Origin of the sequence: Pseudoalteromonas shioyasakiensis (assembly GCF_022398475.1) — a bacterium.
Lineage (GTDB): Bacteria > Pseudomonadota > Gammaproteobacteria > Enterobacterales > Alteromonadaceae > Pseudoalteromonas.
On sequence record NZ_JAKEVM010000028.1, the window covers coordinates 1 to 25,595 of the forward strand.

The 25,595-nt window shown below is 38.0% G+C and carries 22 protein-coding genes and 1 pseudogene; 19 read left to right on the forward strand and 4 right to left on the reverse strand.

Annotation, left to right across the window (positions count from 1 at the left end):
• Positions 1-489, forward strand: a 489-nt coding sequence (locus L1D51_RS07430; RefSeq protein WP_239963331.1) for a tyrosine-type recombinase/integrase, incomplete at its 5' end; no start/stop codon positions are given.
• A 218-nt stretch (positions 490-707) separates the two neighbouring features.
• Here the strand turns inward: L1D51_RS07430 and L1D51_RS07435 are convergent.
• Positions 708-1,256, reverse strand: coding sequence for a hypothetical protein (locus L1D51_RS07435; protein WP_239963332.1), 549 nt, complete (start codon positions 1,254-1,256; stop codon positions 708-710).
• 182 nt (positions 1,257-1,438) lie between these two features.
• On the opposite strand from L1D51_RS07435, the gene L1D51_RS07440 reads away from it, so the two are divergent.
• The 3 genes from L1D51_RS07440 (at position 1,439) to L1D51_RS07450 (ending at position 11,107) form a co-directional block, all read left to right on the forward strand.
• Positions 1,439-3,136, forward strand: coding sequence for a hypothetical protein (locus L1D51_RS07440; protein ID WP_239963333.1), 1,698 nt, complete (start codon positions 1,439-1,441; stop codon positions 3,134-3,136).
• A 91-nt stretch (positions 3,137-3,227) separates the two neighbouring features.
• Positions 3,228-9,266: a conjugal transfer protein TraG N-terminal domain-containing protein gene (locus tag L1D51_RS07445; protein WP_239963334.1), complete on the forward strand. Its 6,039-nt coding sequence runs from the start codon at positions 3,228-3,230 to the stop codon at positions 9,264-9,266.
• Between the two features lie 8 nt (positions 9,267-9,274).
• Positions 9,275-11,107 carry a UvrD-helicase domain-containing protein gene (locus tag L1D51_RS07450; RefSeq protein WP_239963360.1) on the forward strand — a complete coding sequence of 611 codons (1,833 nt, stop codon included), beginning with the start codon at positions 9,275-9,277 and terminating at the stop codon, positions 11,105-11,107.
• Positions 11,108-11,219: 112 nt separating this feature from the next.
• Here the strand turns inward: L1D51_RS07450 and L1D51_RS07455 are convergent, their stop codons facing one another.
• Positions 11,220-11,714 (reverse strand): GNAT family N-acetyltransferase, encoded by a 495-nt coding sequence (locus L1D51_RS07455; protein ID WP_239963335.1) that lies wholly within the window; start codon positions 11,712-11,714, stop codon positions 11,220-11,222.
• Positions 11,715-12,577: 863 nt separating this feature from the next.
• On the opposite strand from L1D51_RS07455, the gene L1D51_RS07460 reads away from it, so the two are divergent.
• From L1D51_RS07460 to L1D51_RS07525, 14 genes and pseudogenes are all read left to right on the forward strand, one after another.
• Positions 12,578-12,895 (forward strand): hypothetical protein, encoded by a 318-nt coding sequence (locus L1D51_RS07460; protein ID WP_239963336.1) that lies wholly within the window; start codon positions 12,578-12,580, stop codon positions 12,893-12,895.
• A 79-nt stretch (positions 12,896-12,974) separates the two neighbouring features.
• Positions 12,975-13,163 carry a hypothetical protein gene (locus L1D51_RS07465; RefSeq protein WP_239963337.1) on the forward strand — a complete coding sequence of 63 codons (189 nt, stop codon included), beginning with the start codon at positions 12,975-12,977 and terminating at the stop codon, positions 13,161-13,163.
• A 170-nt stretch (positions 13,164-13,333) separates the two neighbouring features.
• Positions 13,334-13,927, forward strand: coding sequence for a single-stranded DNA-binding protein (locus L1D51_RS07470; RefSeq protein WP_239963338.1), 594 nt, complete (start codon positions 13,334-13,336; stop codon positions 13,925-13,927).
• A gap of 269 nt (positions 13,928-14,196) precedes the next feature.
• Positions 14,197-14,337 (forward strand): hypothetical protein, encoded by a 141-nt coding sequence (locus L1D51_RS07475; RefSeq protein ID WP_162898092.1) that lies wholly within the window; start codon positions 14,197-14,199, stop codon positions 14,335-14,337.
• An 85-nt stretch (positions 14,338-14,422) separates the two neighbouring features.
• Positions 14,423-15,034, forward strand: coding sequence for a hypothetical protein (locus tag L1D51_RS07480; protein ID WP_239963339.1), 612 nt, complete (start codon positions 14,423-14,425; stop codon positions 15,032-15,034).
• A 415-nt stretch (positions 15,035-15,449) separates the two neighbouring features.
• A complete protein-coding gene (locus L1D51_RS07485; RefSeq protein ID WP_175083336.1) occupies positions 15,450-16,502 on the forward strand; it encodes an AAA family ATPase in 1,053 nt (350 codons plus the stop codon).
• Between the two features lie 62 nt (positions 16,503-16,564).
• Positions 16,565-17,089 carry a hypothetical protein gene (locus L1D51_RS07490; RefSeq protein WP_118845611.1) on the forward strand — a complete coding sequence of 175 codons (525 nt, stop codon included), beginning with the start codon at positions 16,565-16,567 and terminating at the stop codon, positions 17,087-17,089.
• A gap of 96 nt (positions 17,090-17,185) precedes the next feature.
• Entirely contained in the window at positions 17,186-18,283 is a 1,098-nt protein-coding gene (locus L1D51_RS07495) for a DUF3150 domain-containing protein (protein WP_239963340.1), read from the forward strand.
• A 102-nt stretch (positions 18,284-18,385) separates the two neighbouring features.
• The gene (locus L1D51_RS07500; protein WP_239963341.1) at positions 18,386-20,062 is read left to right on the forward strand and encodes a vWA domain-containing protein; all 1,677 of its coding nucleotides are present in this window, start codon (positions 18,386-18,388) and stop codon (positions 20,060-20,062) included.
• 317 nt (positions 20,063-20,379) lie between these two features.
• Positions 20,380-20,895 (forward strand): annotated as a pseudogene (gene radC / locus L1D51_RS07505) (RadC family protein); the annotation flags it as partial.
• Positions 20,896-20,976: 81 nt separating this feature from the next.
• Positions 20,977-21,129 carry a hypothetical protein gene (locus L1D51_RS07510; RefSeq protein ID WP_239963342.1) on the forward strand — a complete coding sequence of 51 codons (153 nt, stop codon included), beginning with the start codon at positions 20,977-20,979 and terminating at the stop codon, positions 21,127-21,129.
• A gap of 109 nt (positions 21,130-21,238) precedes the next feature.
• A complete protein-coding gene (locus L1D51_RS07515; protein WP_239963343.1) occupies positions 21,239-22,363 on the forward strand; it encodes a toprim domain-containing protein in 1,125 nt (374 codons plus the stop codon).
• A 304-nt stretch (positions 22,364-22,667) separates the two neighbouring features.
• The gene (locus L1D51_RS07520) at positions 22,668-22,895 is read left to right on the forward strand and encodes a hypothetical protein (RefSeq protein ID WP_036973827.1); all 228 of its coding nucleotides are present in this window, start codon (positions 22,668-22,670) and stop codon (positions 22,893-22,895) included.
• Between the two features lie 105 nt (positions 22,896-23,000).
• Entirely contained in the window at positions 23,001-23,261 is a 261-nt protein-coding gene (locus L1D51_RS07525) for a hypothetical protein (RefSeq protein ID WP_239963344.1), read from the forward strand.
• Between the two features lie 492 nt (positions 23,262-23,753).
• Here the strand turns inward: L1D51_RS07525 and L1D51_RS07530 are convergent, their stop codons facing one another.
• Both L1D51_RS07530 and L1D51_RS07535 read right to left on the reverse strand, forming a co-directional pair.
• Positions 23,754-24,131: a hypothetical protein gene (locus tag L1D51_RS07530; protein WP_239963345.1), complete on the reverse strand. Its 378-nt coding sequence runs from the start codon at positions 24,129-24,131 to the stop codon at positions 23,754-23,756.
• 5 nt (positions 24,132-24,136) lie between these two features.
• On the reverse strand, positions 24,137-24,445 hold the full coding sequence (locus L1D51_RS07535; protein WP_239963346.1) for a monooxygenase: 309 nt from the start codon (positions 24,443-24,445) through the stop codon (positions 24,137-24,139).
• A gap of 130 nt (positions 24,446-24,575) precedes the next feature.
• Here L1D51_RS07535 and L1D51_RS07540 point away from each other — a divergent pair, with 130 nt between their 5' ends.
• The gene (locus L1D51_RS07540; RefSeq protein WP_239963347.1) at positions 24,576-25,478 is read left to right on the forward strand and encodes a LysR family transcriptional regulator; all 903 of its coding nucleotides are present in this window, start codon (positions 24,576-24,578) and stop codon (positions 25,476-25,478) included.
• Positions 25,479-25,595: the final 117 nt, after the last annotated feature.

A 25,595-nucleotide genomic window follows, 5' to 3' on the forward strand; every position in this document is an offset into this window, starting at 1 on the left:
AAAGGCAACAAGCATCGTATAGTTACTCTTGCAACGGAGTTGATCCCACTACTTAGAAATCAAATTTTGCAAGTTGAAGAATATTTAAGATTAGATTTACAAAACGAGCGATACGCAGGTGTGTGGATGCCTAACGCTTTAACTCGTAAATATCCCTCAGCTAATAAATCACTAGCGTGGCAATACTTATTTCCTTCCTACAAATTAAGTGATGACCCAGAAACTGGCGAGATACGTCGCCACCATTTCCACCCTACATGTGTTAGAAAAGCGATTAAAAAAGCATTAAAGCAAACCAATATTACAAAGGTTATTACGCCTCATACCTTGCGCCATTCATTTGCAACGCACCTATTGCAAAGTGGCGCCGATATTCGCACAGTTCAAGCACAATTGGGCCATTCTGATGTCAAAACCACACAGATTTACACCCATGTTTTACAACAAGGAGCAAACGGTGTTGTAAGCCCATTAAGCAAAATTTTCTAGCTATTATTAAAGATGCGTTAACTTATCATTCAATGTGTAGGGCTTGGAGCGTTCTTGATTGCTCAAAGCAGCAGTTAGAGCATTTAACCTAACTTATTTTGGGGCAGGTATGAGTTACGCTTTAAGGCCTGCTATTGGACAAAACGTCCATTAGTTCTTAATCACAAGTATTCAGAGCTACGTTCTTGAAAAGAGGTGTTAAAGTATTAAAAGATTTCCTATAAATTACATTCATTAACTAATAACTGACTTATAGAGTCAGACTCTTTTGATAGTGTTAGGAGCTCATCATCCTTTGAAGGGGCTGTTGAATAGTTGAATTCTAAGCTAGAAAGAGTGCTCTTGATTTCTAAAGAGTTAGATGAGAATTTTTGACAAAATTCAGTTATCTTCGCGTTAACTATTTCTTCGGAATTTTTCTTGTTCCTCATGTATAATTTATAGTTCTCCGTTACAACCTCTAAAGCTGCATGTTCATAGCGTATGGTCGCTATTACTTCACTATCTACGATTTTATAGTCAACAATACTTACCGATATCGGACGTAAAATACGGGCCTTCTCGCTATAGCTTGATACACCTGCTTGTGAATTGCTAATAATGAAATAAGCGCCGAGCTTTTCAGCTGCTTCTTTATGTATCAAATCTACAATGTTGTATTCATTTACTGTAAGGCCGATAGTTTTAAACTTGATAACTCTCACAGTATCAGTTGCATGAGCACTATGGCTCAATACTAAAATTACTAGTAAAAACACAAATTTCATAAATCCCCCTCCAAAGTAAAAAGTATAATTTATTGAATACAGGTTTGTGAGAATATAAGGAACACAATGATATTTTTTATAACTTATTGTAAATAGGTGATATTTAGTTTGGTTTTTAACCGCTGCACGAAATGAAATTTATGAAATGATTAATACAGTTTTAGTCCTTGGAGGTCGTTTTAATGAATTTATTGAAAGCGCTAGCAAATGGGTTTTTTATGCTGACTGCATTCCATGCGTTCGGGAGTGCTTATGGTGCAGAAAAAGTTAGTGTCAATTTAACACTCAATCACACCACTGATTACGATGCACAAGTAATCGAGCATCTACTTCAAAAAAAAGCTGTGGAGCAACTAAAAGTAAACCTCAACACGAATGTTATAAGTGGCAACAAATTATTGCCAAATGTAAGGCTAAAACTTAAAGAGCTAAACTTAAAGCAAGAGCTAAGCACCCTCAATGCAACGGCAACTTTTGAGTTAACTGAAGGCCCAGAGTTAATTTCTAACGAGAATACTATTAGGATTTATGACGAAGTATTTCTGTTTAATGGCATCGAAACAAAACAATCATCATTGAAAAAAAGACTCAAAGAAAAGGTGTTTGAATATAAATTCTTTGCTGATATCCAAAGCAAATTATCTAACCTAGTGACAATATCAGACTATAAAATCAAAGAACCTCAAATTAGTGAAGGCCAAATGATTTATGGTGGCCTTAAGCTCTCAGAAGTATTGAACATCCGCGCTTTAGTTGCAGCCCAAAGTTACTCTCGTAAAAGTATCTCAAATGGAGTAAATATTCGAAATGAAGAGTGTGCGCAGCTTGATTCAAATCTGTTAGATGTAAACCCTCAGTTTCCATCGATTGGAAGAACTGCACACTGGCCAGAATTTAAAGTAGGTGTATCGATGCTAACACTCCAGCTCTTGACTGGGTTATCTCCAAAAGTTTTAGAAATTGATTTTACAAAAAACTTACTACTATCCGAATTGCAAAAGTCTAGAGCGAGAGTAAAAGACTATAATAGTGACTTATTGCCTTATTCAAATATGTGGGATGCATACAGAGAAAGCATAGAGAACTTCAAAAATGTATTAAATGGGCAGATGTCCAATTTATCTGAAGAATATATGGGGAAGATTGAGGCATCACCTTTCAGTCAATATCCGTTTGCAGATGTTAAGCAAGTTACAATGCACCTTAGTTTTGATGAGTTTATTAGTGAAGGGGACTACGATGGTATTGAGTTCAATGATTGGTTTTGGGGTCCGAAAAACTACTATGGAGTACGAAACAGCTATATTAATCGCGTAGATGATTTATCGAGAGGCAAGCCTTACTTTTTTCTTGTGATAGAGATTTCAGGTGTAAAATTCTATCGAGCTGTCCTAGATATTAACTTTACTCATAACAAGCATAGCTCGGCAAAAGTAAAATTAATCCCAATAGATGTTTTGCCATTTTTACCAGGGTCAGAGTTTAATATCTTTAATCGAACAGATTACCGTAAGCTGTGGCTAAAATCTTTGGAACAGGTATCCGTGACTGATGGTTCAATCAGCAATCGAGCAGTCAATATACTGCCAAAAGAAACAATTGATTGTTTGCCCGATACGTTTGCTTTTGATGTAACACTAAGTGAGTTGTTTGCTTTTAGAAAGGGGCAGACTGCATTACTCGACGGTGACTTTAACCCGGTAAAAAATTCACATGGAGACTACGTTGTTAATCAGAATGGTTTTCTAGGTTTAATGTCTACAGAAGAGCCCGCCTTTCCCGTATCTGTCAGCATGATGGGTAACTCGATAAATATTAGCTACTACAAAGACCATAAAATTGGGGATATAAGCGTTTATTTTGAGAAAAAGGTATTTTAATAAAAAAATACTGAAATTCAGTTGAAAATCACGCTTTTAAAATTTTTTTCAATTTTAAGATTAAGCCAGACTCAATATTCTGGCTTTTTTTATGGATTTTACAATTTACTCAATCGGTGAAACAGCGTTCATGTATGAGGTTCTAATGGGCCTTCGAAGAATGTTTGATTTTGGCTTTTCATCTTTGCATATTTTGATTGGTGCTACAGCACTACTTTCACTGATGACTCTTGTAGTAAAAAGTTGGATCAACCCAAACTCTAACCCAGTACTATCTTGGTTTATTGGGCTTTGCATGTTCATGGTCTTGTGTGGTCCATTTTCTAAAGTAGATGTTGTTATTGAGTCGGTAAGAACAGGAGATGTGTATTATGTGAATGATGCACCTGGCATAGCAGCTGTTATTGCAATGATGACCTCAGGAATGTATGGGCTTTCACGAGATTATGAAGATTCATTCTCCTCACCGGATGGTTATCAGGCTGGTCAATTTCTCGATCCTATGAGAGCGCTAGTGGCGCTTGATAAATTTGGATATATGGGCTCTGAAGAACTAGATTCAGGCGTTAATGCCCAAAGGTACAGAATCAAAACATCTACAATGAACTACCTTCAAGACTGTGTAATTTGGGATCTTCAAGTTGGTGGCAATGACGCTGAGCTAAATGCTGACAAAATAAAAAATGCCCCAATGGAAAACTTTCTTGAGTCTATAAGAATTAATACACCATCAAGAAGCACTTATATTCAAATAGACACTCCTGCCATGGAGCTATTAACATGCCCAAACGCATACTTGAAGCTCAAAAGTTACTTTGATAGCTCAAGTTTCAGAGAGATGACTGACAGGTTTTTGCAGAAAGAAAATGTAAAACCACAAGATGTTGAAGCCGGTGCGGAATCGATTTCTGCATTAAGCGCCACAATGAATGCATATCATTTAGCGACGGGAAGGTATTTATCAAATGTTTTTGCTGAAGCTGCTGCAAAAAGTGGGGATATGCAAGGGCTCCGCTCTGAACTTACTTTAATCGAAACAAAGTCTCAGCGACATTACCAAATGGCCGCTGATAGAAACCTAGCTTTGGAGCTATCAATTGGTTTTGCAACCTTCATTGAGGCCTTTGTGTTTTTCTTGATCCCAGTTATTGCAATCATGCTTGTAATGGGTGCTGAAGCTATGAAATCAGCTGCTATGTTCTTTGGGGTAACTGTGTGGGTTAACTTGTGGCCGGTAACCATGAGTGCGGTTAACCTTTTTACTTTACTTGCTATTCAAGGTCGATTTACATCAGTGTCAGCTGGTGGCGGTGGTGTAAGTGCAATCACATTTGGTATGTGGGGGCATAGCATGTCAACAATCGAATCATTTATTGCAGTGGCAAGTAGTTTGGCTGCTGCAGTTCCTATGCTCACTTTATATATACTGCATAGGGGTGTTCACACCATGATGGGTGTATCTAATAAGACGTCTCCTGATACAAATATTGATTCCAAGAAATTGTCACCTGATGTCACAACATCTGCAAATGGAGGTAAAGCAAGTCAAGGTGATACTACTATGCAAGCCAGTGATGTTCATTCTTCATATGGGCAATGGAGCCAAGCTCAACTGAATGGTGGACAACGAAATGATGTAAGTATTAATCCGGGGGGCGCAGGGCCAGCCTCGGGTTACCTTAAACAGTCATCAGCTGAGTTGTCAGCGATTGGCTCTAGAAATACTCAATTGGCAAATACTGAAGCCGCTAGCCAAACATTACAAAAAACTGCCACTGATAGTAAATCTGCTACTTTAGATTCAATCAAAGGGTATAAACAAGGAGAGTCGTTTGAGAGTGTGGATACTTCACAATTATCAGAGGACGAAGCTTTCTTAGCGGCACAAACCGCAGCATATGCAACTGAAAATAACATGAGTTTATCTGATGCATATGATCACGTATTACAGGGCTCGGCAAGCATGGTACCAAAGGGGGCTCCATCAATAGCAGGGTTTGGTTTAGGTGCTGATGCGAAAGCAGCGATCACAGCAAAAGCGGCATCACAAAAGCAAGTAGGCGCCTCAGAAAGATTGTCAGAGGACGAACGTGCACAAGTTTCTGAATCGATAAAAGCAAACTGGGGGAATGCAGTAAAAATGGCTCAATCATCGAGCAGTGATAACTCAGTTGCAAGTAAAGAGGCGGTTTCCCGACAGGAAGCTGTTACAAATGCTCATACAAATATGCTTCAAGCTCAAGCCCTTGAAGCTGAGGGGAATACAGCTAGCTCCGCTTCAAAAGTAATGACGCAAATGAATGCAGGTGAGGTTCAAAACTCAACCACAGGAGCAAATAAAGCATCAATCGGTTCAATTGTTTCAACACTTTCAGATGAGCAGCAGCATGTTCTTTTAGGTAGTTTGATTGGTGATGAAGGCTTAAATAGTTTATCTGGTGACAAGAGAAGTGCTTTAATTTCTGAGCTGGGAGATAGGTTCGACTACCACAAAGAGCAGGTAAATAAAGGTGATAACGCGAGATTACCAGAAAGCCAAAAAAATAATATTGCTTTGGCCAATACGGTTACTGATGCAATCGCAAGAATGTCTGGAAATACTGAAGTGCTGTCTACAGATCATAATGGTAACCAACTTCCTCTTTCAACTGGAGTTACAGCACTAAAACAAGCTAATACCGAAAGAGGAGCTTCTGCAGGCTTAATGAGAGAACTAGGTGAAACACTACAAGCGCCGAGCCTAATTTCACTTAGTGACCAATTGAATGGATATAAACCGAGTGATAATTCACATATTCCAAAACCTGTAGATAATACTGGCATAGACACCAACACTTTAAGTAATGATGTAAATAGTGGCATAAAGACTGATCCAACAAACATGTTCAATAATGAGCGTAATGCACAAGTATTTGCTGAACACAAAGAGCAATCTCAAAACGAGGTTAGTAGTAGAGGGGCATCTGGTACAGGTGCTGTTAAAGCTAAGGGTGAGGATGTTGTTTATGAGTCAGAAGATAAAAATGCAAATAATTTAGCGCATGCATTTGGATCATTAAAAGTATTAGGCTCAGAATCTAATGAATTATCTGGCGGTGTAGTTAGTTCTATTGGCTCACTATTCACCTCTTCAGTGGGTGAGGCTGTTACGGATGAGTTTAAGAAGTCTGGTAATGGTGAAGGTATTAATTCGAATCTAATTGAAATGGGTTTTGGTGTTTTATCAAACAATACACCAGAAGCTATTAGAAACTTACTAACTAACGCAGCAAATGGTGAAGGTTCGATTATTAATGGTGAACGCTTATCTCCAAATGAAACACTAATGTATGCTGGGGCTGTTCAAACAGCAATGCGCCCTGAGTCTCTAGCTGCCTTCAATGAAAGTTTAAATTCAAACTCAGCTCTTCTTGCTTCAACGCAACCTAATAACCCTTACAGAAATGCTCAAGAAAATATCTCAGCTGTACAGGAGATGAGAGAGAATGAATCAATTAATAATGCCCTGAAGAGTAGTGAGTTAATTGCGGCATACTCAGCATTGGCAAACCTTGATGATGGTCAAATTGAGGACGTAATTGCAGCCACGAAAGGAGATGAAAGTTTCTTAGGTATTAATGATGCTAAATACGCTCGTCATTTAGAAGCGCTAAATGAGTTATCCCCACAGTTAGGTTTAGAACCTCAGTACAACCCATCAAGGTATAAAGATGAGCCAAGTCAAAAAGGTAGTTTGGAATCAGTAAACTACGACTCTCAAGCTAGCTCAATGGCTGGGTTTGCTGGATTAAATGAGAGAGAAAATTTAGATCGAACTGAAAACAGATCGAAACCTAGTGGCCAAGGTCTTGTTGATGGTATTACCAAAGGAAATTATGACCAAGATGCCAAAGAGATAGCTAAATATGCGTTAGCAAACTTTAATGCAACTGGTGATACATCAGGAGTTAGCTTTAAGGAACTTAATGATCGAAATTTAGATAATTTTAAATCAGCACAAGTTTCTAGTCGAGAATTTAGTATTCCTGACTTTACTAACATCACCCCTGAAGCAATGGAAGATCTGAATAAGATGAGGGATGCACTTTTAATTGCAGGTAAAGATAGCGAGGCAGAAACACTAACAAATACAATTGCTTCTATTACTTCAGATGAGCAAACTAAAAATGGGTATGAATCAAGTGCATCTAAGGAGCATGAAAGCCAAGTAATTAATAACGCAATTCATTCAGAAGGTGTTTCTAGTAAAGCGAAGGAGTTTGCTGCGAACGCCCTTTATGGCACAAGCGATACTTCAAGAAATCTTTCTCATGATGACATGAGAGATCTACTTACAATAAACAACTTACTAAGCACAGCTCCAGAAGCACAAAGAACATTAAGTGAAGCGATCACAACTGCCTTCACACCGAATTATAGTGATGCCGGTACTAAAGAAGCAAATCTACCTGTAAACAGCCTTAATTCAAGCGAAGCCTCAGTGCCGCAACAGTTTGTAAATGAAAGTGATTATGATAAGAGCTCTGTCACACAACAAAATTCACTGAGCGAAACACCAAAAAGCTCATTAATTGATAATAACCGTGGTGAAGCAATAGAAGAAACCCCTATCAAGCCAAGTGAGGTAATTAGTGGGGTTAACAGTACTGGTAAAGATGAAAGCGGGAATGTTCTATCTAAAGAGACATCGATTGCAGGCAATGATTCAAGGGATCGTATTGATACCTACCAATATCCTGGCACAAAAGATGATTCTTATCCGAATACTACAGATTCAGGTCGTTCTTTAGTGGGCACACAATCAGAAAACCTTCAGGCTTCAGTAAGTACTGGCGGCACATTAAATAGTGAGGGTGGTTCTACTGGCATTACCACTAGTCCAGAGTTGCAAAGCAGCCCTACGAGTACAGACCAATCAGAAAACCTTCAGGCATCGGCAAGTGGTGGCGGTACGTTAAATAGTGAGGGCGGTTCAAGTTACCACACAGTTAGTCCTGAGTTGCAAAGCAGTCCTGTGAGTCCAGACCAATCAGAAAACCTTCAGGCTTCGGCAAGTACTGGCAGTACGTTAAATAGTGAGGGCGGTTCAAGTGACCGCTCAGCTAGTCCAGAGTTGCAAAGCAGCCCTGTGAGTCCAGACCAATCAGAAAACCTTCAGGCATCGGCAAGTACAGGCAGTACGTTAAATAGTGAGGGCGGTTCAAGTGACCGCACAGCTAGTCCTGAGTTGCAAAGCAGTCCTGTGAGTCCAGACCAATCAGAAAACCTTCAGGCATCGGCAAGTACTGGCGGTACGATAAATAGTGAGAATGGTTCAAGTGACCGCGCAGCTAGTCCTGAGTTGCAAAGCAGTCCTGTGAGTCTAGACCAATCAGAAAGCCTTCAGGCATCGGTAAATACTGGCGGTACGTTAAATAGTGAGGGCGGTTCAAGTGACCGCGCAGCTAGTCCAGAGTTGCAAAGCAGTCCTGTGAGTCTAGACCAATCAGAAAGCCTTCAGGCATCGGTAAATACTGGCGGTACGTTAAATAGTGAGGGCGGTTCAAGTGACCGCGCAGCTAGTCCAGAGTTGCAAAGCAGCCCTGCGAGTACAGACCAATCAGAAAACCTTCAGGCATCGGCAAGTGGTGGTTCTATTGCTGCAGAGTCTAGTCTAAAAACTGACACAAGCGATGATAATGTGCAGACTCAAACACAGTTAACTGCTTCTAATTCTTCTCAGAAAGGTGAGTCTTTTGAGCAATCTAACTCAGATGAAAGTTCAGTTGTGAACAACTCTAGTTCTGAGAACCTAAGTTTTAATGAAACAAACGCTAGTGAATCAGAGATGGTTAACAATAGAGAAAATTCAATTGAAGAGAGAAACCCGTCTGGCCTACAGCCTGTAGCTGGTGGTGAAGTCACTAGGACCGAGTCACAAGAGGTTGGATTAAGGCAAGTTCTTGATAATACAGAAATGAGCAATGATGCATTATTAAAAGCGGAAAATATCTTGTCTCTAGGTTCAAATTCCAATTTGAGCTCATTTACAAAGGAAGAAAAAGCCGAGCTATTAGATTTGGCTGACAATCTAGAGGCAAATAATTACATAGCTGAATCATTACAAATCAAAAGAACGTTGGAGAGCTAACATTGACGGTGACATTAGAGCAAGCATCAGCAGCTAACGATGTTAATAATCACTCTTTGATTCTTGCTACAGCAGGTAGTGGTAAAACAAAAACATTAATTGAAAAAGTAAAAAACGTACTAAAAATATCATATGACAGGAAGGTTATTCTCGTTACATTTACAAATGCGGCCGTCAACGAAATGCAAGAAAGGTTGGAAATAGCTCTTCCACAATCATCAATAAATAGAGTTTCTGTAACTACATTTCACAGGCAGTTTCTTAACCAAACAAAGAAACTCATGCAAGGTAAGCTACTAATTGGAGCAACATACTTCAACTTTATTGAGAGATTGAAGAATTACATCGAGAATGAGCACCTACTACCGGAGTTAAAAGTAACATTCAGTGACATTACGAGCATTTTGAATGATCAGCCATTAGATGAAAAAAAAGGGTTTGATAAAGACGCTGTTAAGCTAGTTAAAGAATGTTATCAAGAGTTAAAGATAAAGAACCACCTGTATGACTTAGATGACGCAACCAGGCGCGCGGTAGAAGGAACTTTAAATGGGGAAATACCGCTATTAAATTGTACAGACCTAATGATTGATGAGTTTCAAGACACAGATTTACTACAATATGAGTGGATTGCCCTGCAGGGGCGCGGAGGGATTAATCTAACACCTGTTGGAGATGATGATCAAAGTATCTACTCATGGAGAGGCGCTAGAAGTTATGAAACAATGCTTAAGTTTAAAGATGAATTTAAACCCAATATTCATATGCTTGCAAAGTGTTTTAGATGTAGACCTGAAATAATAGATGCCAGTAAAAATCTAATAGAATTTAATAAAGATAGAATTCCCAAAGGTATGGTCTCGGGGAAGGAAATTGGTGGCACTGTTAAAACATACATACATAAATTTAAAAAAAGTATGCTGTTAACATTTTTGGAGAACTACAATAAATATGATGGTGAGTGGGCGATCCTAAGCAGAACTAATGTTGCATTGGACTCAATAGAAGAGTTTCTGATAGAACATGAAGTAGCGTATTCAAGAAACAATCAAACAAGTATTTTTAAAACAAGCGCTGGTGATTTCGTAATTAAACTGTGTTCATATCTTTTAAATAAGTTTGCACACTACCATTTGTCAGAAGTTTTAGGGTACTTAAAAGAGGATGAGAACCTAATTCCTTTAATTTCTGAAAGTATCAAGAGTAATTCTGATATTGAGTCATATCTTAATAATTATGGTCAATCAATTAATGGAACGGCTTTTGAAATGTTCTATTCAAATTATTATTTATTTGAAAATACTCATGATTCTAAAGAGATAAACACCAGAATTGATTTGCTGATTGATTTCATCATAGAGCGTCGCTCAAAAGGCGACAAGCTGAATAAATGCGCTGTTGAAACATTGCTTCTTGAAGGACTCAAGACAAAAACAGGCTCTTGGTTCGAAAGAATTAAGCTTTACTCAGATAAAATTAAAGAGCAAAACAGCAAATCTGAAATTGATAAATCAGTGGTAACTTTAACCACATACCATGGCTCTAAAGGCCTAGAGTGGACTAATGTGGCTATTTTTGATGTTATCCATGAAACAATGCCAAATATACAGTCACCAATCGATGAGGAAAGACGTTTGCTGTTTGTAGGTATGACACGCGCTGAGCAACGGCTCTTTATTCATAGCTACTTAAATAAGGCCGATATTGATGACTTAAAGGATGTGGGGGAGTTGGCTCTATTTAAAAAAGATTACGAATACAGCCCACCAATAACATCAGATGTTAATGATGTTTGTTTTCCAAGCGAGTTTATCGATGAGATTTACTATACTAATGATTAATCTGAATAAGTCTTAACTTTATCTGTCAGATACGAATAGTAGAACTCAAGCAAATCTGACTGTCGCATATGTGCCATGAGCAGACATTGGTAACGCCCACCACAGTCTCTTGTTAGGCATTCGTGATAACAAACTCGTGGTAGCCTTCTGTTTCAGGAGGGTCAACTTTATCAACACGCATAACATTTAATTTAGCAAACAAACTATTCCAAAATTTTAACGCTAAACTATCGTTTAAATGAACAGCTACATGCCACTGATTTGTTTCAACAGGCATCAAATTTTGAATGACAAATTTGGCAATGCCTTGTCTTCGATATTTGGGTAGAATAAAAATATCAGCCAACTCAGGTATTTCTTTGCCAACTATCTCAGTTGGTTCTACGGTAGCAAAACCAGCAATTTGGTTAGAAACGAGTACAAGATAAATAATGCAGTCTTCCTCACCACGAACTACACATTCTAAATATTCTTCATCAATATCATAGCAACCATCTAAACCAACATCTTCTAAGTCAAATATACTCTGATGATATTGGTAAAACTGCCATAGCATTTTTATTGCAGCGATATCGGTTGATTCAGCTTTTCGTATTGTAGTGTCCATTTTATACCTATTTCCTTATGCGTGGTCCGACATTAGCTTTCACTAAAGAGATGAAGATTCGCTAGTAGTTATCTTTAAAAAACATCATGTTATTAAACGATAACTACTCGAAAATAACAACACCTAAATTTTAAGAATGGATTGAAAAAACCGCCAACAAGCTGATAGTCATACGGATAAAACTTCACGTCAAACAGAGAAACTCGACTGACTGCTTATCGCTCATAGCTGTCTGTCAAATGAAGTCTAAACCTATCCACTTAAACTGTAAGATCAGATATGTGCTAGTACAATTAATCAAATACTGTATGACTCATTTCTGGAAATTTAATCTTAAGCATTGTTGACTAAAAATTTATAAGTAATTATATTGAGTATAACTCTAATGGTTCAGCCTTTAGGGTTAATCAATCAACACAGACTATCAACGTCACAACCACTCTTCTGAGTCATTATCGGAATACAAATTTCCAATAATGATTTCTCAATCCACTTTACCTTTTAGGTCTTTGATTTTTGCACTATGCATAACTATGCCTTTTGGTATTTAAAGTGGCTTCTAGCTGTTGAAGTTAAATCTCAGCGTTAATACCTTCTTGGTATTAAGACGGTTGAAGTGATTCTTTCACAAATACCTAAACAATTCCTATGCGGGATACTCTTCTGTATAGGAATCGAAATCTCATTCGATGCGACCGCTATACAGATCTTCTTATTTTAATTTCTGCGTTTTCGGTCAAATGCATAGGAGGAGATTATGGATATCATTCTTATATTATTGGCGTGCACATATGTTGCAATCAAAATTCACAACATCATCGTTAAGCCAATTCTATCAATAGCTAGTTCAAGCTGGGGTTAATTTGAATAAACTAATTCCAACCGATTCTGGCTACAACAATCACAATCAGTTAAAGATTCAGAGTGTATATTGCATTGTATATGACAGGATCACGTTAAAAGTTTTAGCAGCAGCTGAAACACATAACGAGGCCAGTCAAATAGCAACTGAGATATTCAACAAAGACAAAGTATTCGCTGTTCCCGGTGAATTTAGGTTTTCAGATGAGAGTATTTCACATAGTAATATTCTTGGAATGAACCTTGTTAATTTTGAATTCTTTGTTGAAGCAAATATGAGTCATCCACTGATTAAATCAACTTTCACAGGCGAGCATTAGCTCCCTGTGAATTTCCTTACTGGTTATACCTATCCAGCTTGAAGCAGGATGCTTAGGTATAACCAGTAAGGAGAAACCTATGTTTGAAGATACTGCTTTTCATATTTTCGACAAATCAACATCAACACTTACATTATTCTCAGGTGAGATAAAACAGATTGATGTTAATCATTTAGACAAACCAGACTACCTATCAGCTGTAAAGCAAAAGGCCATTTCTAGTGGCTTGATTGGCGAATGCGATTTTGTATGTGAATGGGATGTTTAACAGATAGTAGGATAAACCTTACTCTCTGAATGAACTTTATATATTAGAGTTTATTCAAAGGGTTACGGTGAATATTGCCGTTATTTTTGATTAAGTCGCGCGATATTTTCTTTATGTAATTATATCTACATCAGTTGTGATGATTTTATAACTTTATAGAGGGCTTATTTATGCGTACTGCAAAAGATAATTCAGCAAGGCTTGGTGGTAGAGTTGCGAGTCTTGATATCAGAAATGGTCAAGATGGGTATTTTGGCACTGTGACAATTGCTTGTGATGACGGCTACTTTAAGAAGTCAAACGAACCTAACGGACAAAGTGAGTGGGTTGACAGAACTTACTTTTTTGATGTCAAAGTGGATAGTCGGTTTTTAAAGAGTTTTAAACCAGCTATTGAAGTAGGGGACGAAGTAACTTTAAGAGGAAAACTTGTTCAAGAAAAGTGGACTGATAATGGTGGGCAAAACCGCTCTTCAACAAAGATTAAAGCTATCGAGCTAATTCAACATCTTAGAAAAGTTGAAGTGGAATGTTTAAAAGCCTCTGGCTTAATTGGCAATCAGAACAAACAAAATAGTCACCCACAACAAAATAGTTCTTCAAACTACCAAAGTGCGCCTCAGCATCATAGTCAACAGCAAAATAATGCACAAAACTATCAGCGCAGCCAGCAAGACCAGAGCGCACCAATACACTATCCGCAATCGCAGGGCGGTTTTGCTCCTAAACCTCAACCCGGGGGGTATGGCGGTAGTCAACAATAACAAGCTAGATAAGGTTTCCTAGCCTAGGAATTTGCATGACAAGGATGTCACTTTTGTTTTTTCTAATATTCATAATACCTTTTCGCTTCTCGCGAATAACTCTGCTATGCAGTTAAAGTTGAATATTAGTTACGCACTCTCAACATCAAGTTGAAAAGCAAAAATCTATTTTGTGAGTGCACACCAAGCAACATCGTTGCTTGTTTTAACCTCTGAGGGTTTAACCTTCACAGGTTAATCCTTCAGGTTTTTAAAATTTGGAGGAACTTATGAATAACAAATCAACCGGCGCATATTTACGTCGTCGCGAACGCAAATTAATTAAACGAGCAAAACGTGATGGATCTAACAAGTTAGTTATTCGCGCAAGCCGTTTATATCAAGAGTCAAACCGCGTTTTTCACGGTTAATCTCTAACCTATCTACCAACCCACAAGGGGAATTTTCCCTTTGCTGGGGATGTTCCCTTTAAAAACCTCTTTGGAGGAGAACATCATGGCTAGACCAAAAAAAGCCATAACCAAAGCTCAAATAAATGCAGAACTTGAAAGAAAGAAGCAGTTTAAGCCGAAGCGAACAACTGATCACTTTCTGTCAGTAAATGCAGAATATACGTGCCATTCATTAGACGAAGACATCATAACAGCTCATCGAGCTGGTAAAGTTGCCCCAGGGCAGGATGTATTTTTTGGTTTAATGGATGATTGTTTGGATGCTGCAAGAGGTGAATATTACATTCATTGGTCAGACGAGAACATTAAGGCGTTATGGGAAAGTGTTTTGTATCGTTCACTTGGTATGCTTCGGTATGCTAAAGCGAATTCAGAGATGCTAAACGACGAACTTGAATGGATTTGCTCTGCAAATTTTGATTATGTAAGCCAGTGTCTAGATTTAGATGCTTGTTCAATTAGAATTGCAGTATCACAGATCTTACAACAGTATAATCAACTTAATGAATTACTTGTAACTAACAAATACGCTAAAGCTCTTTGTGAATACAAGCACTTCATCTTAAATGGTAGTAATTTCTCATCGTCTAACTCTCACCTTTATAGTGACTTAGAAGGGCCTGACATCCCTCTTTGGCATGATCTAAAGTTTTAGGAGTTGATAATGGAAATTTATCTTATTCATGAGTCTAATACTTGGATTCTACTTGATGATAATGTTACTGAGCGAAAGCTGCTATTAGGTCAGAGTGATGAAGGCTAGCACTTTGGTCATATTGATGGTTGGCCAGACTCAGTTGAAGTTTGGAATTCTACCAGTTATGCAACTAAGGAATTAGCGGCAGAGGCTCAAGACAATTTTATGCTAGACCTTGCAGTTGAGGATGAAACAGAAGAAGTATATGAAAAGTGTTCTGTTCTAGACTCACCAAACCTTCATCTTTATGAAAAAAGTTATATAGACTTTTTAGAAGTACCATTTTAAATATTAAGAAATCAAACCCATCAAGGGACACTACACCCTTGACGGGATAAGTGTCCCTCAAAAATCTCTTTGGAGGAGACACAATATGAATACTCAAACACAATCAAACGTATCTACAATTAAACCAGCAACTAAAATTGATTATAACGAAATGATAGAGGTTGACGCTCATGAGCGTTTCCCTGAAATCTTCGACCCTAATCAATATAAGATTAAAATTCGTAAACACCGCCACCCTAATTGTCAAAAAGCAGACATGCATTATACGCCGGATGAAGCAACACTTCGTAAAGCGTTAGCATGGTGGCTTGCGCCTGCTCAACCGAAGCCTCTTGGCTTGGTTGGTGAAACAGGTACAGGTAAAACGGAGTTATTACTATTCATTGCAGATCGCTTTAATGAGCCTGTCTTCATTGAAAAAGTAACCGTAGGCATGAGTGGTGAGCGCTTAGAAGGTGGTTATGAATTAGCTGTTGATGGAAAAGGTAATAATGTTACTCGCAAGCGATACAGCCAAGCTGCATGCGGATACAAATACGGTGGTTTAGTTATCTTAGATGAAGTGGATAAAGCTAATGAAGATTTATCAACATCGCTTCATTTGTTTGTTGAAGGCAAGCCTTGGACACTTAGTGTTTTCGGTGAAACCATAAACAAACATGCTAACTGTCGAATAGCTGCTACAGCTAATACTACCGGTGGTGGTGATAGTGATAGGTATATTACTTCACAACGTTTAGACCAAGCATTACGTTCACGTTTTGGTTGGTTAAAAACTAAATATCCAAGCAAAGCAGTTGAGTTGGAAATTTTGGAAAAGAACTTTCCGAAACTAACATTGCCGATTCGCAAGCTTATGGTACAAACAGCTGACTCTTTAAGAACAGCTGCATTAGGTAAAGACCATGATGGCAACATCGATAATGGATTAGGGTGTGTTTTTTCAACACGAACTTTAGTCCACTGGGGTTTTTACATGATGACATTTGGTGCCAATCGTTCTCCATATGAGTCATTTGAATTTTCGTTCTTAGGTTCCATTGATAATGATGAAATTGAAGAGGTTAATTCTGTTGTTCAACGAGTATGGGGTGATGAAATTAATAAACCACTTGGCGAGTTAATTCAAAAAAAGTAACTACCTCAAACACTAACACATCTTCTAACTCGGCTAACTTAAAAGTTGAGAGAGGGGACACAGTGTTTGAGTGCTTTGAAATTGAAAATGGTCGTTTTGTTGGTTTTAGCTACCAACCATCAAATGGTAAATACCTCCGTATTGAAGGGGGTAAAGACCCACTTAAAATTGACGATGTAAGAGACATTAAAGCTATGAGTATGTCTGAGTTAATTCAGGCAACCGATAAGATTGATTACATTAGGAACGGCAATCCTTATTTTCTTATTCATTCGGATGAGAAAATGAAGAACTGTGACTTTGTAAACTGTCGAGCTCAAGTTATGTTCAATGCTCAAGGTAACCTGAAATGCAATAACCCGTTTGATGTTTATCATCATGCCGGTGAAGGTAAATATTGGGCTGTAACATCATTCCAAAATACGACATATGTGTTGTTCAAGAATGATAATACTGAATGGAAATGGGTTTTTATGTCTGTAAACGGTGAGAGAAATGCTCTTGCCAAAAATAAAGAACAAAGAGGTTATTCACTTATGGGAATAGGCCACTTTAATCAAAATACATGGGATATTGAAGTGATGTAACCAATCACAGGTCCTATTAATCAACCAACCCTTTGGGGAGTACTTTCCCCAACAGGGAAGTCTCCCCTTTTTTTATATCAAATTGGAGGAGACAACATGTCTTTATCAAACGAAGCAATCGCAAACGGCAAAGAGTTAGCAGAACAAAACACTTCACTTAAAAATGGAGCATGTTTGTTAGGCTGGCAATTAAGATCGCCATGTGGTGAATCAACTTTACCGAACGCAAAGATAGAACTAGATGGTCAGAAAGTATCATCTAATCAAATCAAGGGGAGTAAACTACAGTGGTTTCCTAGAAGCAAACTGAAGCTTACAACGAAGTACAACAACCGTCTTACACGAACTTTTAATAGTTATGGTGTTAAGTATGGAGACTTTACGGTTGTCCCAACAACCAGATTAGATGAACTTAAGTCAGAGCTTGATGAAATAAAGCGTGATTGGCAAGACGAAGTATCAGTATTAATTGCTGAATATGATAAGTCAGTTAATCAACATATGGCTGAAAATTCGGATATCGCTGCACTGATCCATAAATATGCCTTATCTCAGGTTGAGTTCCAATCAAAATTCAAACTGACGTTTACAAAGCCTCTGGCTATGAAAGCGCTTTTTGATGATGATGAAGACGATATCAAAAATGATGTTGCAGAAACTCTTTGGCAAGAAATTGCTAAGGAAGCAAGTAGTGTCTACAAAACAAACTGGTTTAAAGACAAAACACCAGTTAATCGCGTAAGCCAAAAAGTACGTTCACCATTTAGAAGAATGATGAATAAACTAATTGATTTATCATTTGTAGATAGTGGTATTGAGAATGTGGTCAGTACAATACAGGAAGTTTTAAATAACTTACCTTCTAGTGGCTACATTGAAGGTCATTCATTTTCAGAGTTAACCAACTGGTTACTCGTAATGAGTAATGAAGACACACTTCGCCTTCATGCTGAAGGAAAACCTCAATATAGTACAACACCAGAGCCGGAAGTAATTACACATGAGGATACCGACGAAGCGAATAATTTCGTTTCAGGTGAGTCAAGTGAATCTGCTTCTGAGAGTTCAATCATTGTAGAAACAGCTGATCAAGAAAATTCTTTTGAATTTGACCTAGCGCCTACAGAAGAAACCGATTTTTCCGAGCCTGTTGAGCGTAACAACTCATTAGGTGATTTTGGATTTAATTGGTAACAAATTAAGGAAGCAATCTAGCTTCCTTTAATTCTAAACCCACAGGGGATACTCACCCCTTGTGGGTGTATCCCCTCTTAAACATTCCTGGAGGAGATGCAAATGAATAAATCAAAACTATTAAAACGATTTAGAATGCTTTCAAGAATAATGAGTAACCGTGGTGACATTACGATTAACTTAACTGGTAACAGATGCTATACAGATTACAACAGCATTACTTTACCCGTAGGTGATCTTGAAAACCCCGATTATCTCGAACTTTTGGAAGGCGCTATTGATCATGAAGTAGGCCATCTACGATGGACCGATAGAACATGGACAGCTAAGTCGTATGAAAAAGGAGCATTTTTCAATGCTATTAGAAATGGCATTGAGGATATTCGTATGGAAAGAATGGTTTGTCTGGAGTGGCCGGGTGCCATCTTAAATTTATCTAAGATGGTTACTCAAGGTATTAAAAAGGGATGGTTCAGTAAACCAACTGATAGCTTCCCGCCTTCATTACTGTTACAAGCTGTAGTTGTATATTATGGGCGATATAAAATTAACGACCAAGTACAACTAAAGGAGTTCTGTGAAATTGCATTAGCTTTATTAACTGATTGTATTGGCCAAAAACCAGTACACGATTTAATTTTGCTATTGGATACGATACCAGCTCTTCGATCTAACCAACATAGTTATGAACTTACAGAACAGATCATTCAATTACTTAAGAAAATAGAGTTTAAACCAGGCGATAGCCAAGGTAATGACTCAGGCGATAGCCAAGGTGATGACTCAGGTGATAGCCAAGGTGATGACTCAGGTGATAGCCAAGGTGATGACTCAGGTGATAGCCAAGGTAATAACTCAGGCGATAGCCAAGGTCAAAACTCAAGTGTTAGCCAGCAAGTAATTAATTTTGTAAATAAATGCCTAAATGCCGATGAAAGTCAGCTCATGGCAGATTTGCATGAACAAGTTAATAACGAGCTAGAGAAAATGGCTGATGAAGTAAGATCAAGTAATGATATGGAGCAACTAATTGACTTCAATGCTCCTTTAATATCAAAAAATGATCGTGGCACAGTTGGTACTGCAGAGCTAAACCTAGCTAAGAGACTTTCAACACCTATAAGTCGAGAACTCCATAAAATAATTTATGGGTTAGACCGAAAAAGTGTGAATTTTTCTAAGCAAGGTAGAACTGTTGAGGCAAATAGACTTGCTGGAGTAAAAGCTGGTAATTTTAATGTTTTTAAATCAGAAAGAATTACTAAAGCCCCGACAATGGCGATTTCAGTCCTCGTTGACAGGTCTAGTTCAATGAGTGCTGTTGAGATGAATGGTGCAAACACTTCTGCGCTCGCAATTAACTTAGCAATAGATAAGTTGAAAGGCGTAAATAGTGAATGCATATATTACAGTGCCGGTGACCTATATGAAGCAAAATGCTTTAAATCAACAACTAAAGCCGTTAAAGACAACTTTAGAGTCAGTAGTAGAGGCGGAACACATACAGGGTTAAGTCTTTATTCTGTAATTCGTAGGCTTTCACTACGTGTAGAGCAAAAGAAAGTTGTTTTTATCATTACTGATGGCCAAGCAAGCGATCTAAAGTATTTAGAAAAGTCGATTGAAATGTCGGAACTTCTAGGTATTCAAATTGTATGCATTGGTATAAACACAGGAATGCTTTATGGCTTTGAGAATCAGGAATTACTCAACATTCAAACCGTTGAAGAGTTACCTTCAATTCTAAAACAATTAATTAAAAATAAATTAATTGCTTAACCAAGTAATGCGCCCTTTTGGACGCATTTTAAAGCAAACACAATGTTTTAAAATGCGGCTATAAGCCAAATAGATTTTCTGCTTTTATCTTAATTTACTGATGGCACCTTGCTATCAAATTTACCGCAAGGTAATTAATTTTGATAAAGCATAAAAGCTACTCAAATCCTTGTATTTGTGTAGAACAAGTATCGACGTCTCGTTGTTACTTTGGGTTTAACCCTAGACTTAGCATAAGCGAGTTCAGCTTGCTTGTGTTCAACAAACTTAAATCAACCCATAGGGGATTATTATCCTCTGGGTAATTGTCTCCGCTTAATGTTTCTTTGGAGGAGACAATGACTATTTCTAACTTAAAACTAAATGAAGAAACTGGTAAATATATAATCACGTCTGAGCTTAGCTCTGATGAAATTATTGAAACAGCCAAGAAGCTTCTAAACAATAGACTGAGACGAGGAGCTATTTTTAATAGTCCTACTCAAGTAACTGATTATCTTGAAGTCCATTTGAAGGAGTTAGAGCATGAGGTTTTTTACATGCTTTACCTTGATAACCAAAATAGACTAATAGACAAAGAAATACTTTTTACCGGAACGATAAATGCTGCAAGTGTTTATCCCCGGGAGATTGTAAAAAGTGTACTAAAAAAGAATGCAGCCTCTGTAATTTTAGCGCACAACCACCCTTCAGGTATTGCTGAGCCATCGCAAGCGGACAAGCTAATAACCACTAAGATCCAACATGCACTCAATCATATTGATGTAAGTGTGTTAGATCACATCATTATTGGTGAAAACACAGTATCATTTGCTGAGCGCGGCCTTATCTAACTTAAATTAAACCAACCCTTGTGGGGATACTTCCCATAAGGGGCGTATCCCCTTTTTTTGTACTCTTTGGAGGAGATACGCATGAATAATTCAATTAAAAAGGCAATTATGCCAATCCCATCGTCAATACCTAACACAGAAGTGAGAGAGGTACATATTGGCGGTAAAACGATTCTTTCATTACGTGCTAAGTGGGGACCTTTATTTGAAGGTCAACAACGAGCTCAAGGCTAAACGTATGAGTTAGCCTTAGGGCTAACTCTTCTTTTTATTCGAGGCGACCACCTAAAGCGCCTTGTATTCAGGACGCTTTAGGGTCGTCTTGAGGAATAGGAGAGTTGTAATGATTGAATCAAAAATAGATAAAGTACTTGCTTTAGTTAAGTCAAATGGCGGGTGGTCTTCTGTCTACTCAGCCTACCCAGGACTTAATGAAGCAGTTTCAAAATCAAATAACCACGGTGGTTCACCACAAGTACCATGCCCAAAAACTGGAAACGGAAGAACTAAGTTTCGCCTTTTCCGCGATTGGGTTGATACCGGTGGCGCATACCATAACGACGTAGGTGCTTTACCCGGCGGAATCGATGTAATTGCGTTTATGGAAAGTTGCTCAAAAAGCGACGCTTTAAACAAAATAATCGATATCTGTGGTGGTGACTTATCAAGCATCTCGCGCGAATACGTTCAAAATGTGAAAGCTTCACAGCCAAAAGGTATTAACGATGATGAAAAAGCAAAACGAGTTGCAAAACTTGAGAAGCTATTTCAACACACTATTCCTGCAGCTCATGATCAATCGGGTCGGATACAAGCTTACTTGAACAGTCGTGGACTTAAAACTGATGCGAAAACTCTACCGTATACACTTGGGTATGCTGATGAGCTTTGGTGGGGAGATGGTCAGTCTAAGCCTAAGAAACTTCACGGTTTATTAGGCTCAATGACTGATTCAGATGGTAATCGAATCACGATTCATCGAATTTTCCTGAACAATCAAGGCTTAAAAGCTGATGTACCTAATGCGAAAATGTTAATGCCTCCGCCAAGCTATATTGGTGGATGTTCTATCAAAATTGACTCACCAGTAACTGAAGGAGATAACACCTTCATTGGCGTATGTGAGGGGATTGAAACTGCATTAGCTGTACGCGAAGCTACAGGCTGTCCTATGTGGTCATGTTATTCGGACACTTTGCTAGAAATGGTTAAAATTCCAGATAATGTGACTTCAGTATTAATTTTTGCTGATAAGGATGCATCTGGAGCAGGTCAAGAAAAAGCAGAAGCATTAGCTGCAAGACTACGTAGAGAAGGAAAGTTTGTTGATATTTATATGCCACCTTTAGATATACCTAATGGCAGCAAAAGTATGGATTGGCTGGACACCTACAACTTAGCAGGCCCTAGTGCTTTTCCATTTCGCTTACCTGTTGACATCTCTGTTAATACTGGGGGTGTCAAATGATTAGCGTTTCTGGTCAAGTTTACAATGACACAAATGGAACACTATTACAGACTTTAGAACTGAATAGTGTTGCCCCTACATCTAACTGTAAATCAGGTTTTTGTGGGGCGTGTCGCATCAAATAACTAAAGGTCAATGTCGAATATATCGATGAACCAATTGGCTTTACAAATGAAGGTGAGATATTACCTTGCGTTTGTAAGCCAAAAGGTGACATTGAGGTTGAAGTAACCTTTTAGATTTTTACAACCAACCCATGCGGGGAGCCCCGCTTGGGTAGCTCCCCCTGTTCTTTGGAGGAGCAATGAGTAAACATCATATTGAAATGGCAAAAGCTGGTGGTTCTCAGCTACGTCATTTCGCAGCATACCGTAATGGATACTATCCAGATATGGTTATCAGACACTTCATAGCAAAAACTACTCACTTTTTATTAATTGAAAAATATAGAAAGACTGTAGATTTGCTTGTGATACACAATGTGACAATCGCAAATGCCTGTGAAACGGCAGAATTGCTATTTGAAGCATAAACAACCCTTGGGGGATTACTCCCTCAAGGGTGTGAACCCTCAAATTTACTTTGAGGAGATTCAAATGAATTGCTTATTAGCTAAGCACTTGTTTAAGGAGTGCTTATGAAAAACAAAATGCTAAATAAGATCATGGTTGAACTAATCTTATTAGCAACAATTGTTGGCTATATTCCAGAGCTCTCTGTTAGTGGTTTTGCGGATATGTTTGGCCCGTGTGGTTTCGACAACAAAATATGCTACAAAATTCAAATTCAAGGACTTATAAAGCTAGTCCTTGCTTTTGTTTGTATGTTGGCATCTGTTGTGATAGGTTTCTATATAACTTTCCTAAATGGTTCCGAGGAGGACGATCAAGATGAATGAAATCCAAGCTATTGGTTTGACCTTTTTCATTATTGGTAATGTAGTTTTTTTCGGTAGTTATTTATGGATGCACCACCGAATAAGCAAAAAATAAAATAAGAAAAGACCGTTAATCGGTCTTTTTTTTTGTCAAAATTTGAAGAGAGGAGCTACTGCGCCTAGAACAATAACCAGTAAGGGGTAGACGCGAAGCTCTTCTATATTGCTGAAAATAGAAAAATTTCAATCAATTCCAAGTGTGTGAGTAGAATAAAGTTTCATACTGAGTAATAAAGATTCATACTGAGTAATAAAGATTCATACCAAGTATAAAACTATCATCCTAAAATGGCAGCGATTGCATCGGTACGCTGCCATTTCTAAAACGTTTTTGCCCCAAAATCAGTCAACATAAATACTCTAAAATCTGTTCTGAGCTAGTACATTCATTTTTACTTTGACCCACTCATAAGCGAGAGCTTACGAAGCTCACGCTTAATTAAAGTGAAAAATCTAGTTTTTGTATTTTATTAGTTGCCAATAGCTTAATACTGTTAATACCGTGAAGAAAGCAGGATCGCTCCAACCAAACCCAACGAATATCCCTGTTATTCCTGCGTAGCTTGTAATTATGATTCCAAATAAGTTAGTGATTATCAGGGCTTTAAGTATTTGTTTAACGGCATCACCATCCTTAATACTTCTAAAGAGTAAACTAACCACACCTAAGCCGCCTAAAAATATACTTGTATGTTGTGATAAAAAGTATGCGTACTTATCGTTTATCTCAACGCCATACATAGGCCAAACCTGTGTCGGTAAAAAGAACAAGGCCAAAGCAAAAGCGAAGTAAATACCACCGTGTAATGTTAAAAATACTTTATTATTCATACGACTTATCCTTTAAATAGCGGACCTTGATTAATTTTAGTCAATGGTAAATTTATATCAAAGATTATTCCCCTAACATTTGCAACTCCCATGCTCTTTAGGCGAGCTGTATGCATTTCTAGGTATGCCTTTGCACTGGCTTCATCTGCAAAGAGGTATATACCTCCTCCAAGCTTATCTGATTCATTTTCAGTCCAAATTTTCCATATTAAGCCTTCTTCCTGATTAATTGACTCTGCTAAGTCAACAAGGGCCTTCGACATTTCATCACCCATTGCACCTTGATATTCAAAATCAACTTGTAATAGTTTCATCTTGTAGTCTCCAAATATAACGCTTTAAGCGCTGTGTTATTCATTAAACTTATTATTCACTACAAAATTTGCACAATAAAGTTCATAATATTGTCAGTAACTGTAGAGAAAACTGACAGGTAATAATGCATTGAGATTAAAAAGTACTCTGGAGCAATGGATTACACTACAAGAAGTAGATAAATCTGGCAGCATCCAAGCAGCCGCTGCTTCTCTGAATAAAAGCCACACGACTTTAATCTACTCAATAAAAAAGCTAGAGGCTCAATTGGGCATAAAGCTGCTGGAAATAAGTGGACGTAGAGCAATACTTACCAAACACGCTAAGTCCTTACTCAGAAGGGCTGAAAGCATGATAGAACAAGCTAGAGATTTAGAGGCGATGAGCCAACAACTGTCCGTTGGTGTCGAATCAGAAATAACCATAGCTATGGATCATTTATGTGACCCTACTTTACTTTATAAGCCAATGAAAGAGTTTTTAAAAGTTAACACAACGACATCTATTCAGATTATAGAAACATCGTTGTCGAAAACCTCTGAAATGGTTACTGATGAGGAGGCTGACATAGCTATTATTACTTTGCCAGTGACTAATTATCCCGCACAAGTTTTCTCTCTTACCACAATGATTCCTGTAGTATCAATCACCCACCCACTTGCCGCTCAAGATTATGTATGTATTCAAGATTTGGCAATTCACAGTCAAATCGTTATCAGAGATTTAGGTAGGTTTTCATCTACTTTCGATGGCAAAAATGTAGGCTGGTTAAAAGCAAATCAAAGAATTACTGTAGATAACTTTGATCATGCATTTAGAGCCACTGAACAAGGGTTAGGATTCTGTCGTCTGCCTGAACATATAATAAGGAAAAGATATACTGAGAAGCTGAAAATAATCAAGGTAGAGCATAACGAAAAATACCAAGTACCTTTACATATTACTTTACCTAAACGGAGTAAAACAGGACTCGCTGCCAGGACTTTTTATGAAATATTATTACGTGAAACCTATGCCTTTGAACATAAATAGCTAAAAATTGAATATGATTCTAAAATCTTATGTCCGTTTTTTCACAGAGCAAACCTTCGGCTCTAATACGAAATTGTCCAGAGGCGGGTTATGTATATAACTCGTCTTTGTCCAAAA